The sequence below is a fragment of the Maribacter sp. 1_MG-2023 genome (genome assembly GCF_030547005.1).
In the GTDB taxonomy this organism is placed as follows: domain Bacteria; phylum Bacteroidota; class Bacteroidia; order Flavobacteriales; family Flavobacteriaceae; genus Maribacter.
In genome coordinates this window covers 132,495-149,097 of record NZ_JAUOPN010000006.1, presented here as the reverse complement: position 1 = coordinate 149,097, position 16,603 = coordinate 132,495, and the positions used below count along the sequence as shown (strand labels likewise).

Annotated in this window: 14 protein-coding genes and 1 tRNA gene; 3 read left to right on the top strand and 12 right to left on the bottom strand. The window is 34.2% G+C overall.

The features are described 5' to 3' along the window. Nucleotide 1: 1 nt before the first annotated feature. The 3 genes from Q4500_RS08970 to Q4500_RS08960 all read right to left on the bottom strand — a co-directional run bounded on the left by Q4500_RS08970 (nt 2) and on the right by Q4500_RS08960 (nt 4,294). Nucleotides 2-1,261: a dihydroorotase family protein gene (locus tag Q4500_RS08970; RefSeq protein ID WP_303599358.1), complete on the bottom strand. Its 1,260-nt coding sequence runs from the start codon at nt 1,259-1,261 to the stop codon at nt 2-4. A 26-nt stretch (nt 1,262-1,287) separates the two neighbouring features. After that, nucleotides 1,288-3,204 (bottom strand): BatA domain-containing protein, encoded by a 1,917-nt coding sequence (locus Q4500_RS08965; RefSeq protein WP_303599357.1) that lies wholly within the window; start codon nt 3,202-3,204, stop codon nt 1,288-1,290. 82 nt (nt 3,205-3,286) lie between these two features. Continuing rightward, nucleotides 3,287-4,294 (bottom strand): glycosyltransferase family 2 protein, encoded by a 1,008-nt coding sequence (locus tag Q4500_RS08960; protein ID WP_303599356.1) that lies wholly within the window; start codon nt 4,292-4,294, stop codon nt 3,287-3,289. A gap of 158 nt (nt 4,295-4,452) precedes the next feature. Here Q4500_RS08960 and Q4500_RS08955 point away from each other — a divergent pair. The 3 genes from Q4500_RS08955 (at nt 4,453) to Q4500_RS08945 (ending at nt 6,204) form a co-directional block, all read left to right on the top strand. Next, nucleotides 4,453-4,537 (top strand) — tRNA-Ser (locus Q4500_RS08955). Between the two features lie 322 nt (nt 4,538-4,859). Further along, the gene (locus Q4500_RS08950; RefSeq protein ID WP_303599355.1) at nt 4,860-5,990 is read left to right on the top strand and encodes a GAF domain-containing protein; all 1,131 of its coding nucleotides are present in this window, start codon (nt 4,860-4,862) and stop codon (nt 5,988-5,990) included. Continuing rightward, on the top strand, nt 5,980-6,204 hold the full coding sequence (locus tag Q4500_RS08945) for an ATP-binding protein (RefSeq protein ID WP_303599354.1): 225 nt from the start codon (nt 5,980-5,982) through the stop codon (nt 6,202-6,204). Before Q4500_RS08950 ends, Q4500_RS08945 begins: the two co-directional genes overlap by 11 nt. Here the strand turns inward: Q4500_RS08945 and Q4500_RS08940 are convergent. The 9 genes from Q4500_RS08940 to Q4500_RS08900 form a co-directional block, all read right to left on the bottom strand. Continuing rightward, complete coding sequence (locus tag Q4500_RS08940; protein ID WP_303599353.1) at nt 6,191-7,210, bottom strand: adenosine deaminase; 1,020 nt, start codon at nt 7,208-7,210, stop codon at nt 6,191-6,193. The two genes, Q4500_RS08945 and Q4500_RS08940, sit on opposite strands and share 14 nt — an antisense overlap. A 139-nt stretch (nt 7,211-7,349) precedes the next feature. After that, a complete protein-coding gene (locus tag Q4500_RS08935) occupies nt 7,350-8,390 on the bottom strand; it encodes a M14 family metallopeptidase (protein WP_303599352.1) in 1,041 nt (346 codons plus the stop codon). 11 nt (nt 8,391-8,401) lie between these two features. Then, nucleotides 8,402-8,785 (bottom strand): DUF3037 domain-containing protein, encoded by a 384-nt coding sequence (locus tag Q4500_RS08930; RefSeq protein ID WP_299799281.1) that lies wholly within the window; start codon nt 8,783-8,785, stop codon nt 8,402-8,404. Beyond that, nucleotides 8,775-9,554: a HipA family kinase gene (locus Q4500_RS08925; RefSeq protein WP_303599351.1), complete on the bottom strand. Its 780-nt coding sequence runs from the start codon at nt 9,552-9,554 to the stop codon at nt 8,775-8,777. The genes Q4500_RS08930 and Q4500_RS08925 overlap by 11 nt, the downstream gene beginning before the upstream one ends. 44 nt (nt 9,555-9,598) lie before the next feature. After that, the gene (locus Q4500_RS08920; RefSeq protein WP_303599350.1) at nt 9,599-9,868 is read right to left on the bottom strand and encodes a hypothetical protein; all 270 of its coding nucleotides are present in this window, start codon (nt 9,866-9,868) and stop codon (nt 9,599-9,601) included. A 97-nt stretch (nt 9,869-9,965) separates the two neighbouring features. Then, nucleotides 9,966-10,643, bottom strand: a complete 678-nt coding sequence (locus tag Q4500_RS08915) for a hypothetical protein (protein ID WP_303599349.1) — start codon at nt 10,641-10,643, stop codon at nt 9,966-9,968. A gap of 162 nt (nt 10,644-10,805) precedes the next feature. Beyond that, on the bottom strand, nt 10,806-11,381 hold the full coding sequence (locus tag Q4500_RS08910) for a YoaK family protein (protein WP_368389740.1): 576 nt from the start codon (nt 11,379-11,381) through the stop codon (nt 10,806-10,808). An 879-nt stretch (nt 11,382-12,260) separates the two neighbouring features. Then, nucleotides 12,261-13,733 (bottom strand): sulfatase, encoded by a 1,473-nt coding sequence (locus Q4500_RS08905; RefSeq protein ID WP_303599425.1) that lies wholly within the window; start codon nt 13,731-13,733, stop codon nt 12,261-12,263. A 336-nt stretch (nt 13,734-14,069) separates the two neighbouring features. Continuing rightward, entirely contained in the window at nt 14,070-16,388 is a 2,319-nt protein-coding gene (locus tag Q4500_RS08900; RefSeq protein WP_303599348.1) for an aminotransferase class III-fold pyridoxal phosphate-dependent enzyme, read from the bottom strand. Between the last annotated feature and the right edge of the window lie 215 nt (nt 16,389-16,603).

Below are 16,603 nucleotides of genomic sequence, written 5' to 3'. Positions count from 1 at the left end.
GTTACTTATTTAATACTAATTGGTTATTTGCAATAGACCCAATTACTTTTCCTTTCATTGGTTTGCCTATTGCGATGGAGTTTTTACTGGAGCTAAAGATCTGATCTTCTGAAAATTCATAAGCGTCATCTGTAGTAAAAAGAGAAAGGTTTGCTGGTTGTCCAACTTTTAATTCTGGTTCTTTCATTCCGAAAACTGATCTTCCTTTTGTTAGCAGTTCAATAGAATTTTCGACACCTAATAGTTCGTTCAACATACCAAAGGTGCTTTCTAGACCTATAGTGCCAAAATCAGCATTGTCAAATTCCACATGCTTCAATTCTACATTCAATGGTGTGTGATCAGATGTTACAAAATCTATAGTACCATTTTTTACTCCTTTTTGAAGTGCTTTTATATCTGCTGCCGTTCTGAGTGGCGGCATTACTTTATATTGTGTGTCAAAATCTTCTAAGGCACTATCGGTAATAACAAGGTTGTGAGCTGCTACACTACAAAAAACCTGTAATCCTTTTTTCTTGGCATCGGCTATCAGTTTTACAGAACTTGCTGTAGAAATGGTTGGTATAAATAACTTACCGCCCGTATATTCCAAGATAAATAAATCTCTCGCTATCTGTAATTCTTCTGCTAAGTTGGGTATCCCTTTTAAACCTAATTTGGTGCTGGTAATACCTTCATTTACAATTCCTTTTCCAGATATGCTTTTATCTAACGGAAAAGAAAATACGAGTCCGTCAAAATTCTGAGCGTACTGCAATGCAATTTTTAATAGGTTGGCATTTTTCATCGGGTACTTGTAATCATAAAAGCCTAATGCACCTGCATTCTTCATGTCATAAAGCTCTGCGAGTATTTCGCCATCACCTTTAACAGTTAGGTTGCCTAAAGGGTGCAAACCTGTTAATTGATCTTTGGCTGCACTCTTTAAATACACAATATCAGAAGCTGAATCTGGTGTAGGATAGCTACTTGTATTTAAGATGACATCTGTAAATCCGCTTTTGGCAGCGGTTAACAATCCGTTTTCAATAGTTTCTCTCTCTTCATACCCAGGCTCACCAAAACTAACGCCACTATCAAACCATCCTAAAGAAACATGTAAGTTCTTTATATTGATAACCCTTGTTTTACCACTTGGTTCAATAGTAGTTTCAATGGCATCAATAACTCCGTTTTTAATAAGAATATCGCTTTTCTTTAAATGAAGACTCTTTGTGTTTCCATTTACTACCGTAACTGATTTTAAAAGTATATTCATAGGGTTGTGGCTGATTCGTTACTAGTTTATTTTAAGAATCTTTGAAGTAGCGTTTCTATTAAAACAAATGCCAATGCTAAAATAGCAAACCATTTCCAAAACTCGTTTATGGTATTGTTTTTTTGACTTTCTAAAAAGAAATTTGAGAGTGATGTATCGCTGTTATTTTCTGGTAAAGGAGTGTAAATTAATGCACTCTCTTTTCTGTTATTATTAAAACTGATGTGTCTAATATTTTTCTCATTGTACATAATTTTATAGATGCCAGCTTCTTTAGGGTTCTCTATAAAGTTGACCTGTACTTTTTTGGGTAGTACTCGCTGTTGCGGTATAAACTCATTGGTTTCGTTGGCGATTTTAATGATATCATCTTGTTGTAGGGTAATCGGTAATTCTATTTCAACGTCAGTGCCAATAGTTGCATACAGTGGCGGTAGCTTTAAACTGTTCATACCCATATTGTAGAAGGCAGGTACTATTAACGGTGAATTTTTAAAATTTGAATTATCGCTACTGATTGCTGCTGTAAAAAAATAGCCATTTTTATTACCTATTAAAAATGGTTCTTTATTTTGAAAAGAAAGTGCTGTTGGTGCTTTGGAGTTTATTTTAAAATATTTTTTTACAGTTGGAAATTGAAAATCGTTAACCTTCTTATCAAACACATTCATAAACAATGGATGTGCTGTCTTTACATCTGAAATTGCAATCTCTTGTGATACTGCGTTCAAGTATTTGCTATTAAAATATGCGGATGCTAATTCGTTATAAGAAGCTATGTCACCATCAATTGACGGAATTAAAACAAAACTACCGCCATTAGCGCTCAATGATTTAAGCGCTGTAATAAGTGAGCTAGGTATTTTTTGAATCTCGTTTAGTATCACCAAATCTTGATTCTCTATAGTACTATAGTTTAATCTTTCTAAAGTACTTGAAATAAAGTCAAAATTATCTTCGGTATAAATACGAGATAAAAAGTTTGCCGAAGAACTGCCAATTGCCAATACCTTAATTTTTGATTTCTTGTCAATGTTAAAGAAGAATTGATTGTCATAATCCAAGCCGGTATCTGTGATGGTTACCTTTCCTAAAACCATATCGTTGGCGTTGATGGTAAACGCGACTTCAGCGGTACCACTAATATCAAATTTTGCTGATGTTTTAGCGATTAGGTTGTTATCGTTGAATAAAGAAACAGGTATAGTTTCATCTTTAGCATTGGTAGACAGTTGGGTTACCAATGTTATATTGTCATTAGAACGTTCGGCAATAAAAACAGAATCAATAGACGTATTAGTAATTGATGCGTTAGATGGTTTTATGTACTGAATATTGATATTTTTTGTAGAATCAGCCTTGCTAAGGTCTCCCATACGTTGCTGGAAATCTGAAATAACCACTAGGTTTTTTTGAGAAGCAGCATTATCGCTGAAATAAGTATTTCCTTTTAAAATAATTTCGGCAACACCCAATTGGTCGGCAGCCACGGTAAGATTCAATAACTCGTTTTGAATATCTTTTACTTCAACATCTTTAAACACCTGCTTGTTGGTGAATAAGGTAAACCGTTGGTCGTTGGGTATAAATTTTATGAAATCTTGTATCGTATTTTTTAAGAGATTGCCGTTTTCAATTTGCCCATTCATACTAAAAGAATCGTCTAGGTAGAAAACAGTTTCTTTTTCTTGAAGTGCTGCATTGTTGGCAATAAACGGCTGAGCAAATGCTATTACTAAAGCTGCTAATAATCCCATTCTAGTAAAAAGTAATAACCACTTTTTTAATGTGCTGCTTTTTCTAGATTCAGAAACTACTTGTTTTAAGAACTTTACGTTGGTAAAGGGTGTTTTCTTAAATCGGCGTAATTGAAAAAGATGAATAATGATAGGAATGAGTAGTAGTAAAAGACCCCAAAGAAGTTCTGGATATTTAAATTGCATTCCTGATTTTGCTTATGCCAAAGATAATTATTTTGAAATTAGAAGCCTGTGAGAATGCAACTATTATTTTTATGAAGATTTGTTAGCAAAACAAAAAATAATCTATAGCGGGTTTTAAATTCAATTCCTTAAGAAAAGAGTTGATGCTTATCTGGTCTTCTTCATTGGCTACGGTAACAATACACTTAGTTTTTTCTGTATTTTGAAGAACTGAGTAGTGTTCAAGTCGTACGCCATAAATATCTTTACCTATTTTCTTTTCATTATCGCAAACCCAATGAAAGGGAATATTCTTTTCTACGAGCGAGTTGGCAATAGTTTTTCCCTTTTTACCAGCGCCCCAAACCACTAAATTGTCATTTGATTTGAATTCTAATTTTAAAAAGTAATGCAGTTTTATATCTAAAAAGTAATTCTGTGCATAGTGTTCGCTAGTTCGCGATGTTCTGTTATCGTAATCTCGCCAATAGTGCAGGGTAGTGGAGCAGGGTATACATTTTAAGCCGTATTCATAGAAACGAAAAGCAAGGTCGTAATCTTCAGGATAACGGTTTGGCGTAAACGCGCCGCATTTGTCAAAGTCTTCTATATGTACCATCCAACAGGGCGATGGTATTACGCACTCTTTATATATCTCTTTGAAATTTTCTCCGCTAGCGGTAAGCTTGTTGAGCCATTTCTCATAGCGATCGTAACCATCGTTTACGCCCGCTTTAGAAAAATACTTCACCTTGCCAACGGCGAGCGTTCCTTGACCTTCATTTAATAAAGAATCGACCATTACTTTAATACGGTCTTCGGTCATATGGTCATCGGCATCCATTCTTGATATAAAATTGCCGCTGCTATGTCTGTATGCTTTTCTAAGGGCTGTTATGATGCCTGATTCTTCATTAGAGAATATTTTAAACCGATTATCTTCAGCAGCAAATCTGTTTGCAATTTGTAAGCTGTTGTCACTAGAATTATCGTTTACTGCAATGGCTTCCCAATTTTTATAGGTCTGACTTTGGATGGATTTCAGACATTCTTCAAAATAATCTTCAACATTCTTAAAAGGAATCAATATGCTTACTAGCGAATTTACCATTGCGGCAAGGTAATAAATAACTGAATTTCAACCTTTTCATTTCCTTTGAAAAGTATAGAAATAAATGAGTTGAAAAATAATTAAGAAAAGGCTTTAATAGATAAGAAAACCTTTATATATTTGCACCCGCATTCAGGGAATACCTGATGAGGCACTCAGGAGAAATGGCAGAGTGGTCGAATGCGGCAGTCTTGAAAACTGTTGAGGGTCACACCTCCGGGGGTTCGAATCCCTCTTTCTCCGCTTAGAGCAAAGCTCAATATCTTTTGATATTGAGTTTTTTCTTTTTACGGAAGTCAAAAGCGAGCTTTTGTAAGGGTGGAAAAAGAAAAAGTTCAAAAGGTCACGTTAGAAGTCTTTGGCTTTATTATCAGATTCGTAGATTTAGGGATGCACGAATTGAATTCTTTTCTATTTGTATATGGCATATATAAACCCTGTTTTAATCTTCAATACTATATTCTAAGCGATAAATTATTAACAGGATTATATTATATTTAAGATATCAAATACAATAGGCATATTATATTTGTTTTCTTTAAAAACCACCTCTTCATAATTTTATATGACAAAGGCCAAAATTCATGATAGGGAAAAAGAACGCCTTGCACTTCTTAATTCATATTCCATTTTAGACACATTGCCTGAAAAAGATTATGATAACCTTACCAAACTAGCGGCTGAAATTTGTCAGACACCAATTTCATTAATTACACTTTTAGATGATAAAAGACAGTGGTTTAAATCTAATTATGGTCTAGGAGTTTCTGAAACACCTATTGAAGATGCCTTTTGTGCGCATGCTATTACCGGTAGTGACCCTATTTTTACGACTGAAGATGCTCGTGAAGATGAACGTTTTCATGATAATCCTTTAGTAACGGGTAATCCTAATATTGTTTTTTATGCTGGTATCCCTCTAAAGAATGCAAGTGGTTTGCCTTTAGGTACCTTGTGTGTTATTGATAACAAGCCTAGAAAATTAACAGATAGTCAAAAAGAATCTCTGAATATTTTGTCTGAACAAGTTATTAACTTGTTGGAGCTTAGAAAGAATAAGTTAGAACTTGAACGAGTACATAAAAAGCTGAAGAAATTCTCAAAAAAATTAGAGAAGAAGGTTTATCAGCGCACCAATCAATTAGAAATCAAAACTATAAAGCTAGAGTTGATGATTAATGATTTGGAGTCTTTTAATCATATTTGTAGTCATGACCTTCAAGAACCGCTGCGAAAAATACAGATGTTTATTTCTCAGGTTAGTGATATTGAATTTAATAATCTTACAGAGGCTGGTAAACATAAATTGGAAAGAATTGATCGGTCTGCTGCTCGTATGAGGGATCTTATTCAAGACTTATTGACTTACGGCGCTACCGAAACAATAGATAACAGTTTAACAACGGTCTCTTTAAAAAAGTTGGTATTAGATGTAAAAGATGTTTTAAGCGAAGAACTTAAGCAGCATAAAACAGTCCTTAAAATACCTAAAGATTGTGAAATTACGGTTAGACCAATACAGTTTAAACAACTGCTGTTCAATCTATTTACTAATGCAATTAAGTTTACCAAAAAAGAAGATAAACCTGTTATAAAGGTAACGGGTAAAATTGTTGATGGTGCAGATTATCCTGAAATTGATTTAGCGGAAGACAAACGTTATTCTCATATAACGGTATCTGATAATGGTATCTGATAATGGTATTGGTTTTGACCAAAAATATGAAAGTAAGGTTTTTGAAATTTTTCAACGATTACATAGCGATGAAGAATATCAAGGTACTGGTATAGGTCTTGCTATTGTAAAACGAATTGTAACTACCCATAACGGTCAAGTTAGAGTAGAAAGTTCTCTTGGAAATGGTGCTGTTTTTGAACTATTTATTCCGCTCCCAGCTAAAGCGATTTAAAATAATCCTTTACTTCTTGGATGTGCTGTTTTTTAGATTCATCGTTCAACCAACTTGCTTCAAAACCATTAATAGCTAATTGCTCTATTTGTTCTAAACTTAAGTTTAGCGCTTTAGCAGTTTGGTAATAGTTCTCGTTCATATACCCACCAAAATAGGCAGGATCGTCTGAGTGTATTGTTGCAACAATTCCTTTATCAAGCATTTTAGCGACAGGATGTTCTTCCATTTTCTGTATCACTTTTAAGGCAACATTGCTAGTAGGGCAGAGGGTAAGCGCAATTTTATCATCTACTAATCTTTTTACTAATGCTTCGTCTGTTAAACAACGATTACCATGGTCTATACGTTCTACATTTAAAATATCTAAAGCTTCCCAGATGTAATCTGCCGGACCTTCTTCCCCTGCATGAGCAACAAGTTTATACCCTTGTGCTGCAGACGCTTTAAATACTTTTTCAAATTTACTTGGCGGGTTTCCCATTTCTGAAGAATCTAAACCAACGCCATCGATTATGTCTTTAAACGGTAACGATTCTTCTAAGGTTTTAAAAGCGTCTTCTTCACTCAAATGACGCAAATAGCTCATGATGAGTTTGTAAGATATATTTAATTCATTTTTTCCCTTTTCTAGAGCGCGATGAATTCCTTTTATCACAACATCAAAAGCAACACCTCTTTCGGTATGTGTCTGTGGGTCAAAAAACACCTCTACATGCTTTACATTTTCACTGTGTACTTTGGTTATATATGCCCAGGTCAAATCAAAGAAATCTTGCTCATGTAATAGTACCTGCGCGCCAGCATAATAGATATCTAAAAACTCTTGAAGGTTATTGAATTTGTATGCTTCTTTAACCGATTCTATAGAATCGTAAGGTAAAGTGATATTGTTTCTCTTTGCAATTTCGAACATTAATTCTGGCTCAAAACTCCCTTCTAAATGCAAATGGAGTTCCGTTTTTGGAATGCCTTGAATTATTTTTTTTAGTTCTGATGATTGCATTTATCTGATATTTAAATAATTTTATGAGGTATGTAGGTCAGTATATTTTGATAAACTTACTTATTCTATTTGAAATTTAAGCGAGCGATCTGTAATAGCGTTAATAAATGACCATTTTTTATATGTAAAACTTTTATTTCTACTTTATTCTATAACCAATACACATTACTGTTTCTTCCTTATTTACTGGTGGTGTGCCTATTTTGTATAGTATTATACCTGTATTGGGTGCTTTTAATACTGCTAAGGTTACACCGAAAATGTCTTTTATGTGACCAATAATTTCTCCTTCGGTTACCGTATCTCCAGCTTTAAAATCACTTGTAAATATACCTTGGTATTCAGATTTTAAATACGATTGTTCTGTGATGTTTTTAAAATCTGTAGTACTTTTATTTTCGGAGTTATACATGTTCATTTCTGATAGCATATTATATACTCCTGTTTTTATTAAATCTACCGCTTCGGTTTGTACTTGCCCTAGTTTGCCACTTTCTAGACTTAAAGCAATTTTACCATCTTGTACAGCTTGTTTAAAAGCGTATTTGGCAGGTTCTGTTTTTTTGAGGTTATATGAGTAGGACACTACATGACTAAATCCGCTTGCTTCGGCTAATTTTTTAGCCATAGCCGTTTCTTTTGGGTTGTCTGTATTGTTGTAATAACATGCAAACGGGAATAAATCTTCATTGGCATCACCACCATGTATATCTAGGAATACATCGGTTTTTGCTATTATTTCATTAGAAATGAAATTAGCTATTTGCTCTGTAATTGAACCCGATTTACTCCCCGGAAATGTTCTATTTAGATTTACACCATCTGTCGGATTTAAAAACGGAGTACGACCAAAAAACGCGGAAGGGTTCGCCATTGGAAGAATAATTAATGTCCCTGTAAGTTTATCTGTATCTAATTCCTGCAGTAGTTCTTGTGCTGCTATAATAGGAGGATATTCATACCCATGAACTCCCGACACCATAGTAAATACCGGACCAGTCTTTTTGCCCTTTAGTATAACAATAGGTATAGAATCTATGTTGTTTTTATCGTCAGTAAATGTTACGTAAAAGTTTTTGTTACTTGGTCTGTTAGTGTCGCTAAAGTTCGCTTCAAACGCGTTTTGGGCGTGAATAAAATTGCTAATAGTTATAACGAGTAGTAATGCCGCTTTCTTCATCTTTTAAATTTCTACAATACGTACTTATTAAATATGTCTTCTAACTCTTTTTCTGGATCGGTACTGAGTCCGGATCGGGTAGTAGAGCTTTGTATGACTGTGCTTCTGCATGCTGTTAACCATCCAAATCTATCAGGTAAATCTAACTTTCCTATTGGTCCGCCAGCTTCTTTCCCTTCACAGATTAATTTCCAGGCTTTTAGATAATCATTCAGTATTTCATATTCTATTTCTGGAGAAAAAGCATTTAGCTTATCCTCATTAATATGATATTTAATATCTAAAAATTTTGTTCGTTTACAGAATAAAATAACTCCGACATTAAAGAACTCTTCTCGTTCAACTTTAGGTACAATCCTAACTATAGCAAATTTGAAGGTATGTCTATCTTGCATCTTCTGCCTCTTTAACTAAAACATTGATCATAGATAGCTTAGTGGTTATAAATTTAATATAGGCTGCTCTTTTTTCATCCGCATTTAATACATCAGATTCGCTCGTCAACCAATCTTCAGGTATTTTAGTTACAATCTCTGTAATTTTTTCTAAAGTGATAAATTTTTGAATTTCTGCAGCAGCTTTAGGTAGGGCAGTGGCTTGTTGTAAAAGCACATGGTCTTTTATAAACGGAAATGTTCTGGTAAGGTGACTCTCCCAAGTCTCCCAATTATGATGAAAATAGAAACTTGCCCCGTTATCTATCACCCATAATTCATTATGCCAATATAATAGATTTGCATTTTTAGCGGTACGGTCTATATTGCTAATTAAACTATCTAACACCACAACCTTTGAAGCTGTCATAGCATCTGCTTTAGAAATTAAAGGATCGAAAGTAATTGCACCAGATAAAAAGTGTAAACCGAGGTTAAGCCCTACGCTAAACTTCAATAAATCTTGAATTTCTTCGTCTGGTTCGGTCTGCCTAAATGAATCTTCTAAATTCATAAATACCAACTCAGGTACTTTTAACCCGATGGCACGTGCCAATTCGCCACCAATAAACTCTGAGATGAGTGATTTTTCACCTTGCCCAGAGCCTCTAAACTTTAATACATAGAGAAAATCGTCGTCGGCTTTTACAATGGCAGGCATAGAGCCACCTTCGCGTAAGGGCTGTAAATATTGAACAACATCTACTGTTCTAATATCAAGTGTATTCATAATGCTAAGATAGTATTTGTGTAACGATCATTAGACATAACTTCTTAAATGACGTTGGCAATTTTTTCTAAAAAGTAATGTGTAGAGCAAACGATAATGGCAATGGTAATTATAATAATAAAACGAAATAACGTTGCTTTGCTATTACCTTGAAGTTTGTTGCTCAAATAAAATACATCGAATAAAATGAATATAAGTGCAATAATACAGCCAACGATTGCGCCAACTTGTACTAACGCCCATTCATATATCATACTTGCAAACGAGAATTTGTCATCGTCAGATTCTGGTGGTGCACCTAAAACTATGCGCATATGTAGAAACCCTAAAAGCATGGCTACAAAAAACCAGCTGAGGTAATTTAGTATTCGTTTTACCATATGTGGTTAACGTTTTTTGACTCGCTTTGTATTACTCTACTTCATTTTCAAGTGGAGAAATCATTATATGTGCTCTGTGCGTACCAGGATTCATAACCCAAGGGTGATTGGGTGCAGACGGAGTTTCTGGTAAGCCAATAGATGCCGATGTAGCAAATGGAGTATATATCACATAACGAAGTCTAGCTCCATCTACTTTTGACGTTTCTATATCATAAGCAGCATTTGGCCCGTAGTAAATGTGTAATGTGGAACCGGGAGTAATTTTAATTTCACCAGATTTTACTTCAGCTTCTCGAATTGCGAAAATTTCATCTGCAGATTTGCCTTCGGCACGTAAAGTCCTACCTCTTGCCATAAAAACATCGAGGTCTTTATGGTAACAAGCAGCGTTGAAACCATCTTTCTTTGGGTCATCTGCAAGTACGATATACTCACTATCACCTTCTTTTAAAGTTACGAACTCACCAGCCATATTATAACCAATTACTTTAGTTGTAGCTCTACTTTCTGCAGGTGCAGCCATTAATGCAGTAGCAATAAGGTCTTCATCTGTTTCAATGGTTTTTAATTGCTTTTCAATTTTTGCAACAGCTTCTGTAGTTGTGTCTGTATCTGAACTTTCTGCAGATGTTGATTTAGATTTATCTGATGAATTACAAGAAACCAAAAGTGCAGCGAAAAGGAATGTAGAGAGTAGATGTTTCATGGTTTTTAGTTTAAGCTTTTTTAATATTCAAAGAATTATAGAATACTTTTAAAATTACGCAATCCTTTTTTATAAAATATAACTGAATGTTTCAAAAGGGTAATTAAAACTCAACGCTGCGTATATTTTCTTTTGGTACGTATAAATTGATATCTAAAATCATCATAGAACAAACTTGCCAATAAAATTAGTGCGCCAGCAAATAGTGTATTCCATTTTAAGTTGCAGGTACAGAAATCCGCCAGTTATTCCTCCGTGAAAGAAGAAACAGATTATGTAAAGGCGGAGTTTAATAGTAGATTTTAATTTTTCTCTATTTGGATGCCTCTCTGGAAAAAATAATTGCGAAAACTCAATTCCTAAACCTGTAAATAGTCCCGTTAGGTGTGTTGTTCTAACCACTGCATTTGAAATTCTTGTAACGAAAGAATTTTGCAAACCAATGGCAAATAGAAGAGAGCAAACAATTAAATCTGAATTAGTAATCTCAAAAGCATCACTATAAGGGGGTATGGCTATTAGAATTAGACATTCGATTGCGGTTGGTAATACAAAAACATTTAATTTTTTATTCTTTCTAAATTTTTCAATCAGAAAACTAGAGAAGAAGGATCCAAAGAGGAAAGAGAAAATATAGAGCAAATAAATCGTGCCTTTCCAGAATTCTAAATTAGCAACATCGTTCATGAAAAGTGCAAAATGCCCTGTAACATTAGTGGTTAATTGGTTGTATCCCAAAAAACCCGTGACATTTACAATGCCTGGTACAAAAGATAAATTGTGGCAATTTGCAGATTGTACTTTAATTTTCTGCTTTTGCCTTGATGTCTAAGCATTGCGTTTAAAATTAAATAGGTGCTCGAAAAAAATACAAACAAAAACTACTTTTTAACTTCATACAAGTAGCTAGTTTTTGATGAAGCTGTAATATTTATTAGCAAGATTTCTGTGAATACAAAGATATTTAAATTATTAACTAATTAGAGTTTATGCTTTTTATAATTAAGCTGTTCTTACTAGTATATAGAAGGAGTTATAGCTATTTAATAGGTGCTAGATAAGTTACTTACATATTCTGGCAAACATTCAATGCAATAATTAATAAATTCATCTTTAAAGCCATGTACCCATTAATTTAATGCAATTTTCTTAGCTATTCGTTCTAAATATATCTCCGTTAATGTCATATAATTTCCAGAAATCGTTATGATACAATTTTGGTAATTCTTTGATGAAATCACGATCATACATTTATCCATCTTTGAACCATATGACGCCATTATCCGCACTGTCGTTAATGGTATGCTGGCACCACGTACCTATTTCATGATCTTTACGAATACTAAAAGTGGCTATTTTAAGACATTTGATCTTGGTGCCATCACTTAATGTACAACCTACCGAGTCTATAGATAAACTGTTGCTTTTAAGAAAAAGTGAGGCATCTACGTTCTTTACTATATCGCCCTTTTTTGGTCGAGGTTCTGCATGATATGCATACCGTAAAAAGTATGCAAAGTATTATGAGCCTAAGATATATAATCCTTATAATATTAATTTATAAATATTGAAAACCATCATAATGCTATTTTCTTGATTATTATAATCAATTCACTTTTAAAGATTGGGTTTTGCTTGTCTCCAACCTTTTTCAAGTTGTTTGGATAAGGCAATCGTAACCTCGCTTAGTTCTCTGTTATATGCGATATTGACAGTTTCGTGCGGATCGTTTATACGGTCGAACAACTCTTTATTTGTCAATTTGCCCCTAGTACCTGATTTAGGGTCCCAGGTGTACCATTCTATATAATGATATTTACTTGTATTCATAGAATAACCCATAAACCGCTTACCGTTTGCAGCATGTTTTGGTCTTCTGTGAAACTGGCTAAAAGCGGCATTTTTCCATGAGCGATCAGGTTCTTTTATTAATGGAACAAAACTAGTTCCTTGTAAATAGTATGGTATATCAACACCTGCAATTTCACATAATGAAGGAAACATATCAATAAGTTCTGTAATGGCATAAGTTTGTGCCCCTCTGTTTTCTTGATTAGGATATCTTATAATCATCGGTACTTGTAAATCGATATTATAGTTTGTCATTTTCCCCCAGCTATTATGGTCGCCTAATTTCCATCCATGATCACCCCAGATGATGATGATTGTGTTATCATATATTTCAAGTTTTTTTAAATGTGATATCAAATTACCGATTAAAGCATCAATGTAGCTTACGCTTGCATAATACCCATGTTTTAAAGTTCTGGAGGTTTGTTCATCCATTTTATAGTTAGATTCTGGATGCCCAATAGCATTGAAACCCTCATAATGTCTTAATTCGTACATTGAGTTCATGGTATGACCAGGTGCGTTTTCTGGCACGTTGGGGTTTGCAGCTAATGGAATGTTTTTGGCGTCATATAAATCCCAATATTTTTTGGGAGCGGTAAACGGTAGATGTGGTCGAAAAAACCCTAAGCCCATGTAAAATGGAGTTTCTGAATTTGCTAAACGGGTAAGTGTTCTTTTTGCTAATTCTGCTTGTGCGCCATCGTAATAAAGAGTGTCATGAACATCGGCAGCTTCCCAAGCCGGACCCGTATTCCAACCATCAGCGTATCTAATTGGTTTTAATTTTAATAAGGAGTCTCTTTTTATAGCTTGAGATTTATTTACTTCGGCATCGATATAAAATGTTTCTCCATCTCTTTTTAACCAATCTTTTTGAAGATATTGAGAAGGTCTAAGATCAGGTTCGTTCCATGAAATCGAATCGGGCATATAATTATGAAAAATTTTACCAAGATTAACTGTATGATATCCATACTTTGAAAAATGCTGTGGCATGGTTACTGTCGTCGGATGTATTTCTCGAAACTTATCACCTAAATGCCAAACACGTGTCGAGTCTGGTCGCAACCCTGTCATTAAGCTAGCTCTAGATGGTGCACAAACAGCTACTTGTGAAAATGTTTGCCTAAAGGTCATGCCCTCACCAGCTAATTGATCAATATTCGGAGTAACTGCCACCGTGTCGCCATAAACACCTAAAGTAGGTCTAAGATCATCAACAGAAATAAATAATATGTTTGGTTTGTTATTGGCTCTCTTTTGGGCATAAGATAAACATATGGTAAAAAGAGATATTAAGATAAGTTGTTAATAGGTGTATTTATTTTTCAAATGGCCGTAAAAATTTATGAATCAATAAATATACATAGACCATTTTCTTTGACCTAGAAACCATATTTGTTCTTGTGTAGATTTTATTCCATAAAAATAAGAACACTAATTACTCCATAAATGTGGATAATCCTATAATATAGAGACTTCAATGAGCGTTATTCGGATAAGAAGTTGTGTTGATTTCAATTTTTTTCAAATGCTATGTTTTATTATAAAGACAGCTTTATTCATACTTATTTAAACATCAAAAACTGCTCCATTATTATAATATTCATCCAGAATTGCACTGACCGTCGTAACCATTTTCGCTGCATTTTCTTTACTAAAACACAAAGGAGGTTTGGTTTTAATTACATTATCGAAAGGACCATCTGTACTTACCAAAATATGCCTGTTTCTTAATTCATTTTTAATATGGCTTGCTAATGCAGTATTTGGTGTTTTGGTATTATCCTTAACGATGTCAACACCTATAAATAGTCCAGAACCTCGTACATCGCCAATGCAGCTATATTTTAGCATCAAATCTTTTAAAAGAGATCTATAATAATCGCCGACAACTTTTGCGTTTTCTTGTAGTTTTTCATTTGCTATAACATCAAGAACTGCAATTGCAATGGCGCAAGAAACTGGGTTGCCACCAAAAGAGCTAAAAAACTCTACGCCTTTTTCAAAAGATGCTGCAATTTCTTGTGTGCAAACCACCGCACCCATTGGGTGGCCATTTGCGATGGGTTTTCCTAAAATTACTATATCAGGTTCGACGCCATGGGCTTCATATCCCCAGAAATGATCTCCTAATCTACCAAAACCTGTTTGTACTTCATCACTTATGCAAATGCCGCCTTGTGCTCGAATAGCAGGGTAAACCTCTTTTAAATAGCCATCTGCTAGTGGAACTTGACCTGCGCATCCTAAAATTGGTTCACTTATAAAAGCGGATATAGGTTGTTTACTTTGTGCTATTTGAGCACCTGCATCTTTACCATACAGTGTACCTGCATTTGCAATATCAGCTGTGTATTTGCCTCGGTACGTATCTGGTAGCGTCGCTTTTATTATATGATTTTTTTGACCTTGCCCTTTAGGATTATTAAATTTGTAATCACTTATGTCTATGCTTATTTGAGTGTTGCCGTGGTAACCAGATTCCATAACCATCATGGTATTCCTTTTCGTGTGATTATTTGCCATTCGTACTGCTAAATCACTCGCTGCGCTACCTGAATTCACAAAAAATACTTTATTCAGATTCGGCGGAAAGTGTTCTAATAATTTCTCTGCATAATCTGCTAATTCGTCATAAATATAGCGTGTATTGGTATTTAGTTTCGCCATTTGTCGTTGCGCTGCTTTCACGACTTTAGGGTGCGAATGACCAACATGCGGAATGTTATTATAGGCATCTAAAAACGTATTACCTTCTGCATCATACATATATTGAAATGCAGATTTAACCATATGTATAGGCTCCTTGTAGCTGGTAGATAAAATAGGGCTAATGTGTTTGAATCTTCTACTTAGTAGACTTAAAGTTGATGCAGGTTTTTTAATAGGGAGATTAGCTGCTTTTCTAAATTCATTTTCTGCGTTTATGGGGTTTATAGCCAACCAACTGTATAGCATTTTCCAGGCAGATTGCTCACTTACCGATGCGTAGCTATTATCTGGATTCACCTTTTTTGCATGTGCAGAATTACAAACACTGGTGCATAACCTGGCAGCGATTAGGTAATATAAAATACTTATTTCTTTAGCTTCTATAGGCAGCTTTTGATGGTAAGATTTTAGTAATACTACAGCCCACTCTAACGGATTTTCTTTATCGTAGCTCGTATAGGTGATGGCAATAGCTAATTCGTTAATAAGAAAAGAATGAGCTAGATCTCCGAAATCTATAATGCCAGATACTTGGTTTTCTTGAACCAGGATATTCCATTCGTTGGCATCATTATGTATGATCTGCTTTCTTAATTCAGGAAAAAGTGGTCTTACATTTTCTTCAAACTGACTATAAAAATAACGGACAATATTTCTATTTGTGGCGTTTTTAATATCATTTATATACTTTCTATTTAAATCAAAGTACTGAAGGTCCCATTCCCATTGTCTGCTCTGTATCGTATAATTTTTAAACCCTTTTAGTTTCAAATCTAATTCTGCTAGAAAAGCACCCAGAGATTCAATTAATTGCACTGTGTAAGAAACATCGCCTAAAAACTCACCTTCTAGAAATGAAAGCATTCGACATATAGAAGGTTTCTCGTTTATAGAAAAAGTACCTAGATAAGAACCATCTTTAAATGGAATGGGTTTTGGAACTTTATGCTCAAAATCGTTTTGTAGAAATAAGAGTGTATCATTCTCTGCTTTTACCATATCAAATGATACTTCTGAGTATTGATAGGTTTTATAAATATATGAGGAATCTGAAGTGGCAATGCGGTAATTCCAATTATCGTACCCATCGAGTTGTTTACAATCAATAACTTGAAGTCCGAATTCCTTTTTTAAAAAACTATTCACATTAGAAATATTATCAACATATATTCTCATTGAACCTCCATCTAGGATATAACTACCTCATAAATATACAACCCCTAAGGTTATCATTGAAATGGAAATATTTTATTTGATTTCATGAATTAATATGATAACCTATATAGTACTTTATCATAATTTAAACTTTTAAAAAATGTTGAAATTATAGGCTAGGGGTAGTCTATGATGAGGAATTTGAAATAAAAAAAAGCAGCAAGAGCATGAAGCTC

Excerpts from the sequence above, each read along its gene's own strand:
- Q4500_RS08900 (WP_303599348.1), bottom strand. The coding sequence starts at position 16,388 with ATGAGAATATATGTTGATAATATTTCTAATGTGAATAGTTTTTTAAAA.
- Q4500_RS08930 (WP_299799281.1), bottom strand. The coding sequence starts at position 8,785 with ATGCAAGATAGACATACCTTCAAATTTGCTATAGTTAGGATTGTACCT.
- Q4500_RS08915 (WP_303599349.1), bottom strand. The coding sequence starts at position 10,643 with ATGAAACATCTACTCTCTACATTCCTTTTCGCTGCACTTTTGGTTTCT.
- Q4500_RS08920 (WP_303599350.1), bottom strand. The coding sequence starts at position 9,868 with ATGCGCATAGTTTTAGGTGCACCACCAGAATCTGACGATGACAAATTC.
- Q4500_RS08925 (WP_303599351.1), bottom strand. The coding sequence starts at position 9,554 with ATGAATACACTTGATATTAGAACAGTAGATGTTGTTCAATATTTACAG.
- Q4500_RS08935 (WP_303599352.1), bottom strand. The coding sequence starts at position 8,390 with ATGAAGAAAGCGGCATTACTACTCGTTATAACTATTAGCAATTTTATT.
- Q4500_RS08960 (WP_303599356.1), bottom strand. The coding sequence starts at position 4,294 with ATGGTAAATTCGCTAGTAAGCATATTGATTCCTTTTAAGAATGTTGAA.
- Q4500_RS08965 (WP_303599357.1), bottom strand. The coding sequence starts at position 3,204 with ATGCAATTTAAATATCCAGAACTTCTTTGGGGTCTTTTACTACTACTC.
- Q4500_RS08940 (WP_303599353.1), bottom strand. The coding sequence starts at position 7,210 with ATGCAATCATCAGAACTAAAAAAAATAATTCAAGGCATTCCAAAAACG.
- Q4500_RS08945 (WP_303599354.1), top strand. The coding sequence starts at position 5,980 with ATGGTATCTGATAATGGTATTGGTTTTGACCAAAAATATGAAAGTAAG.
- Q4500_RS08950 (WP_303599355.1), top strand. The coding sequence starts at position 4,860 with ATGACAAAGGCCAAAATTCATGATAGGGAAAAAGAACGCCTTGCACTT.
- Q4500_RS08970 (WP_303599358.1), bottom strand. The coding sequence starts at position 1,261 with ATGAATATACTTTTAAAATCAGTTACGGTAGTAAATGGAAACACAAAG.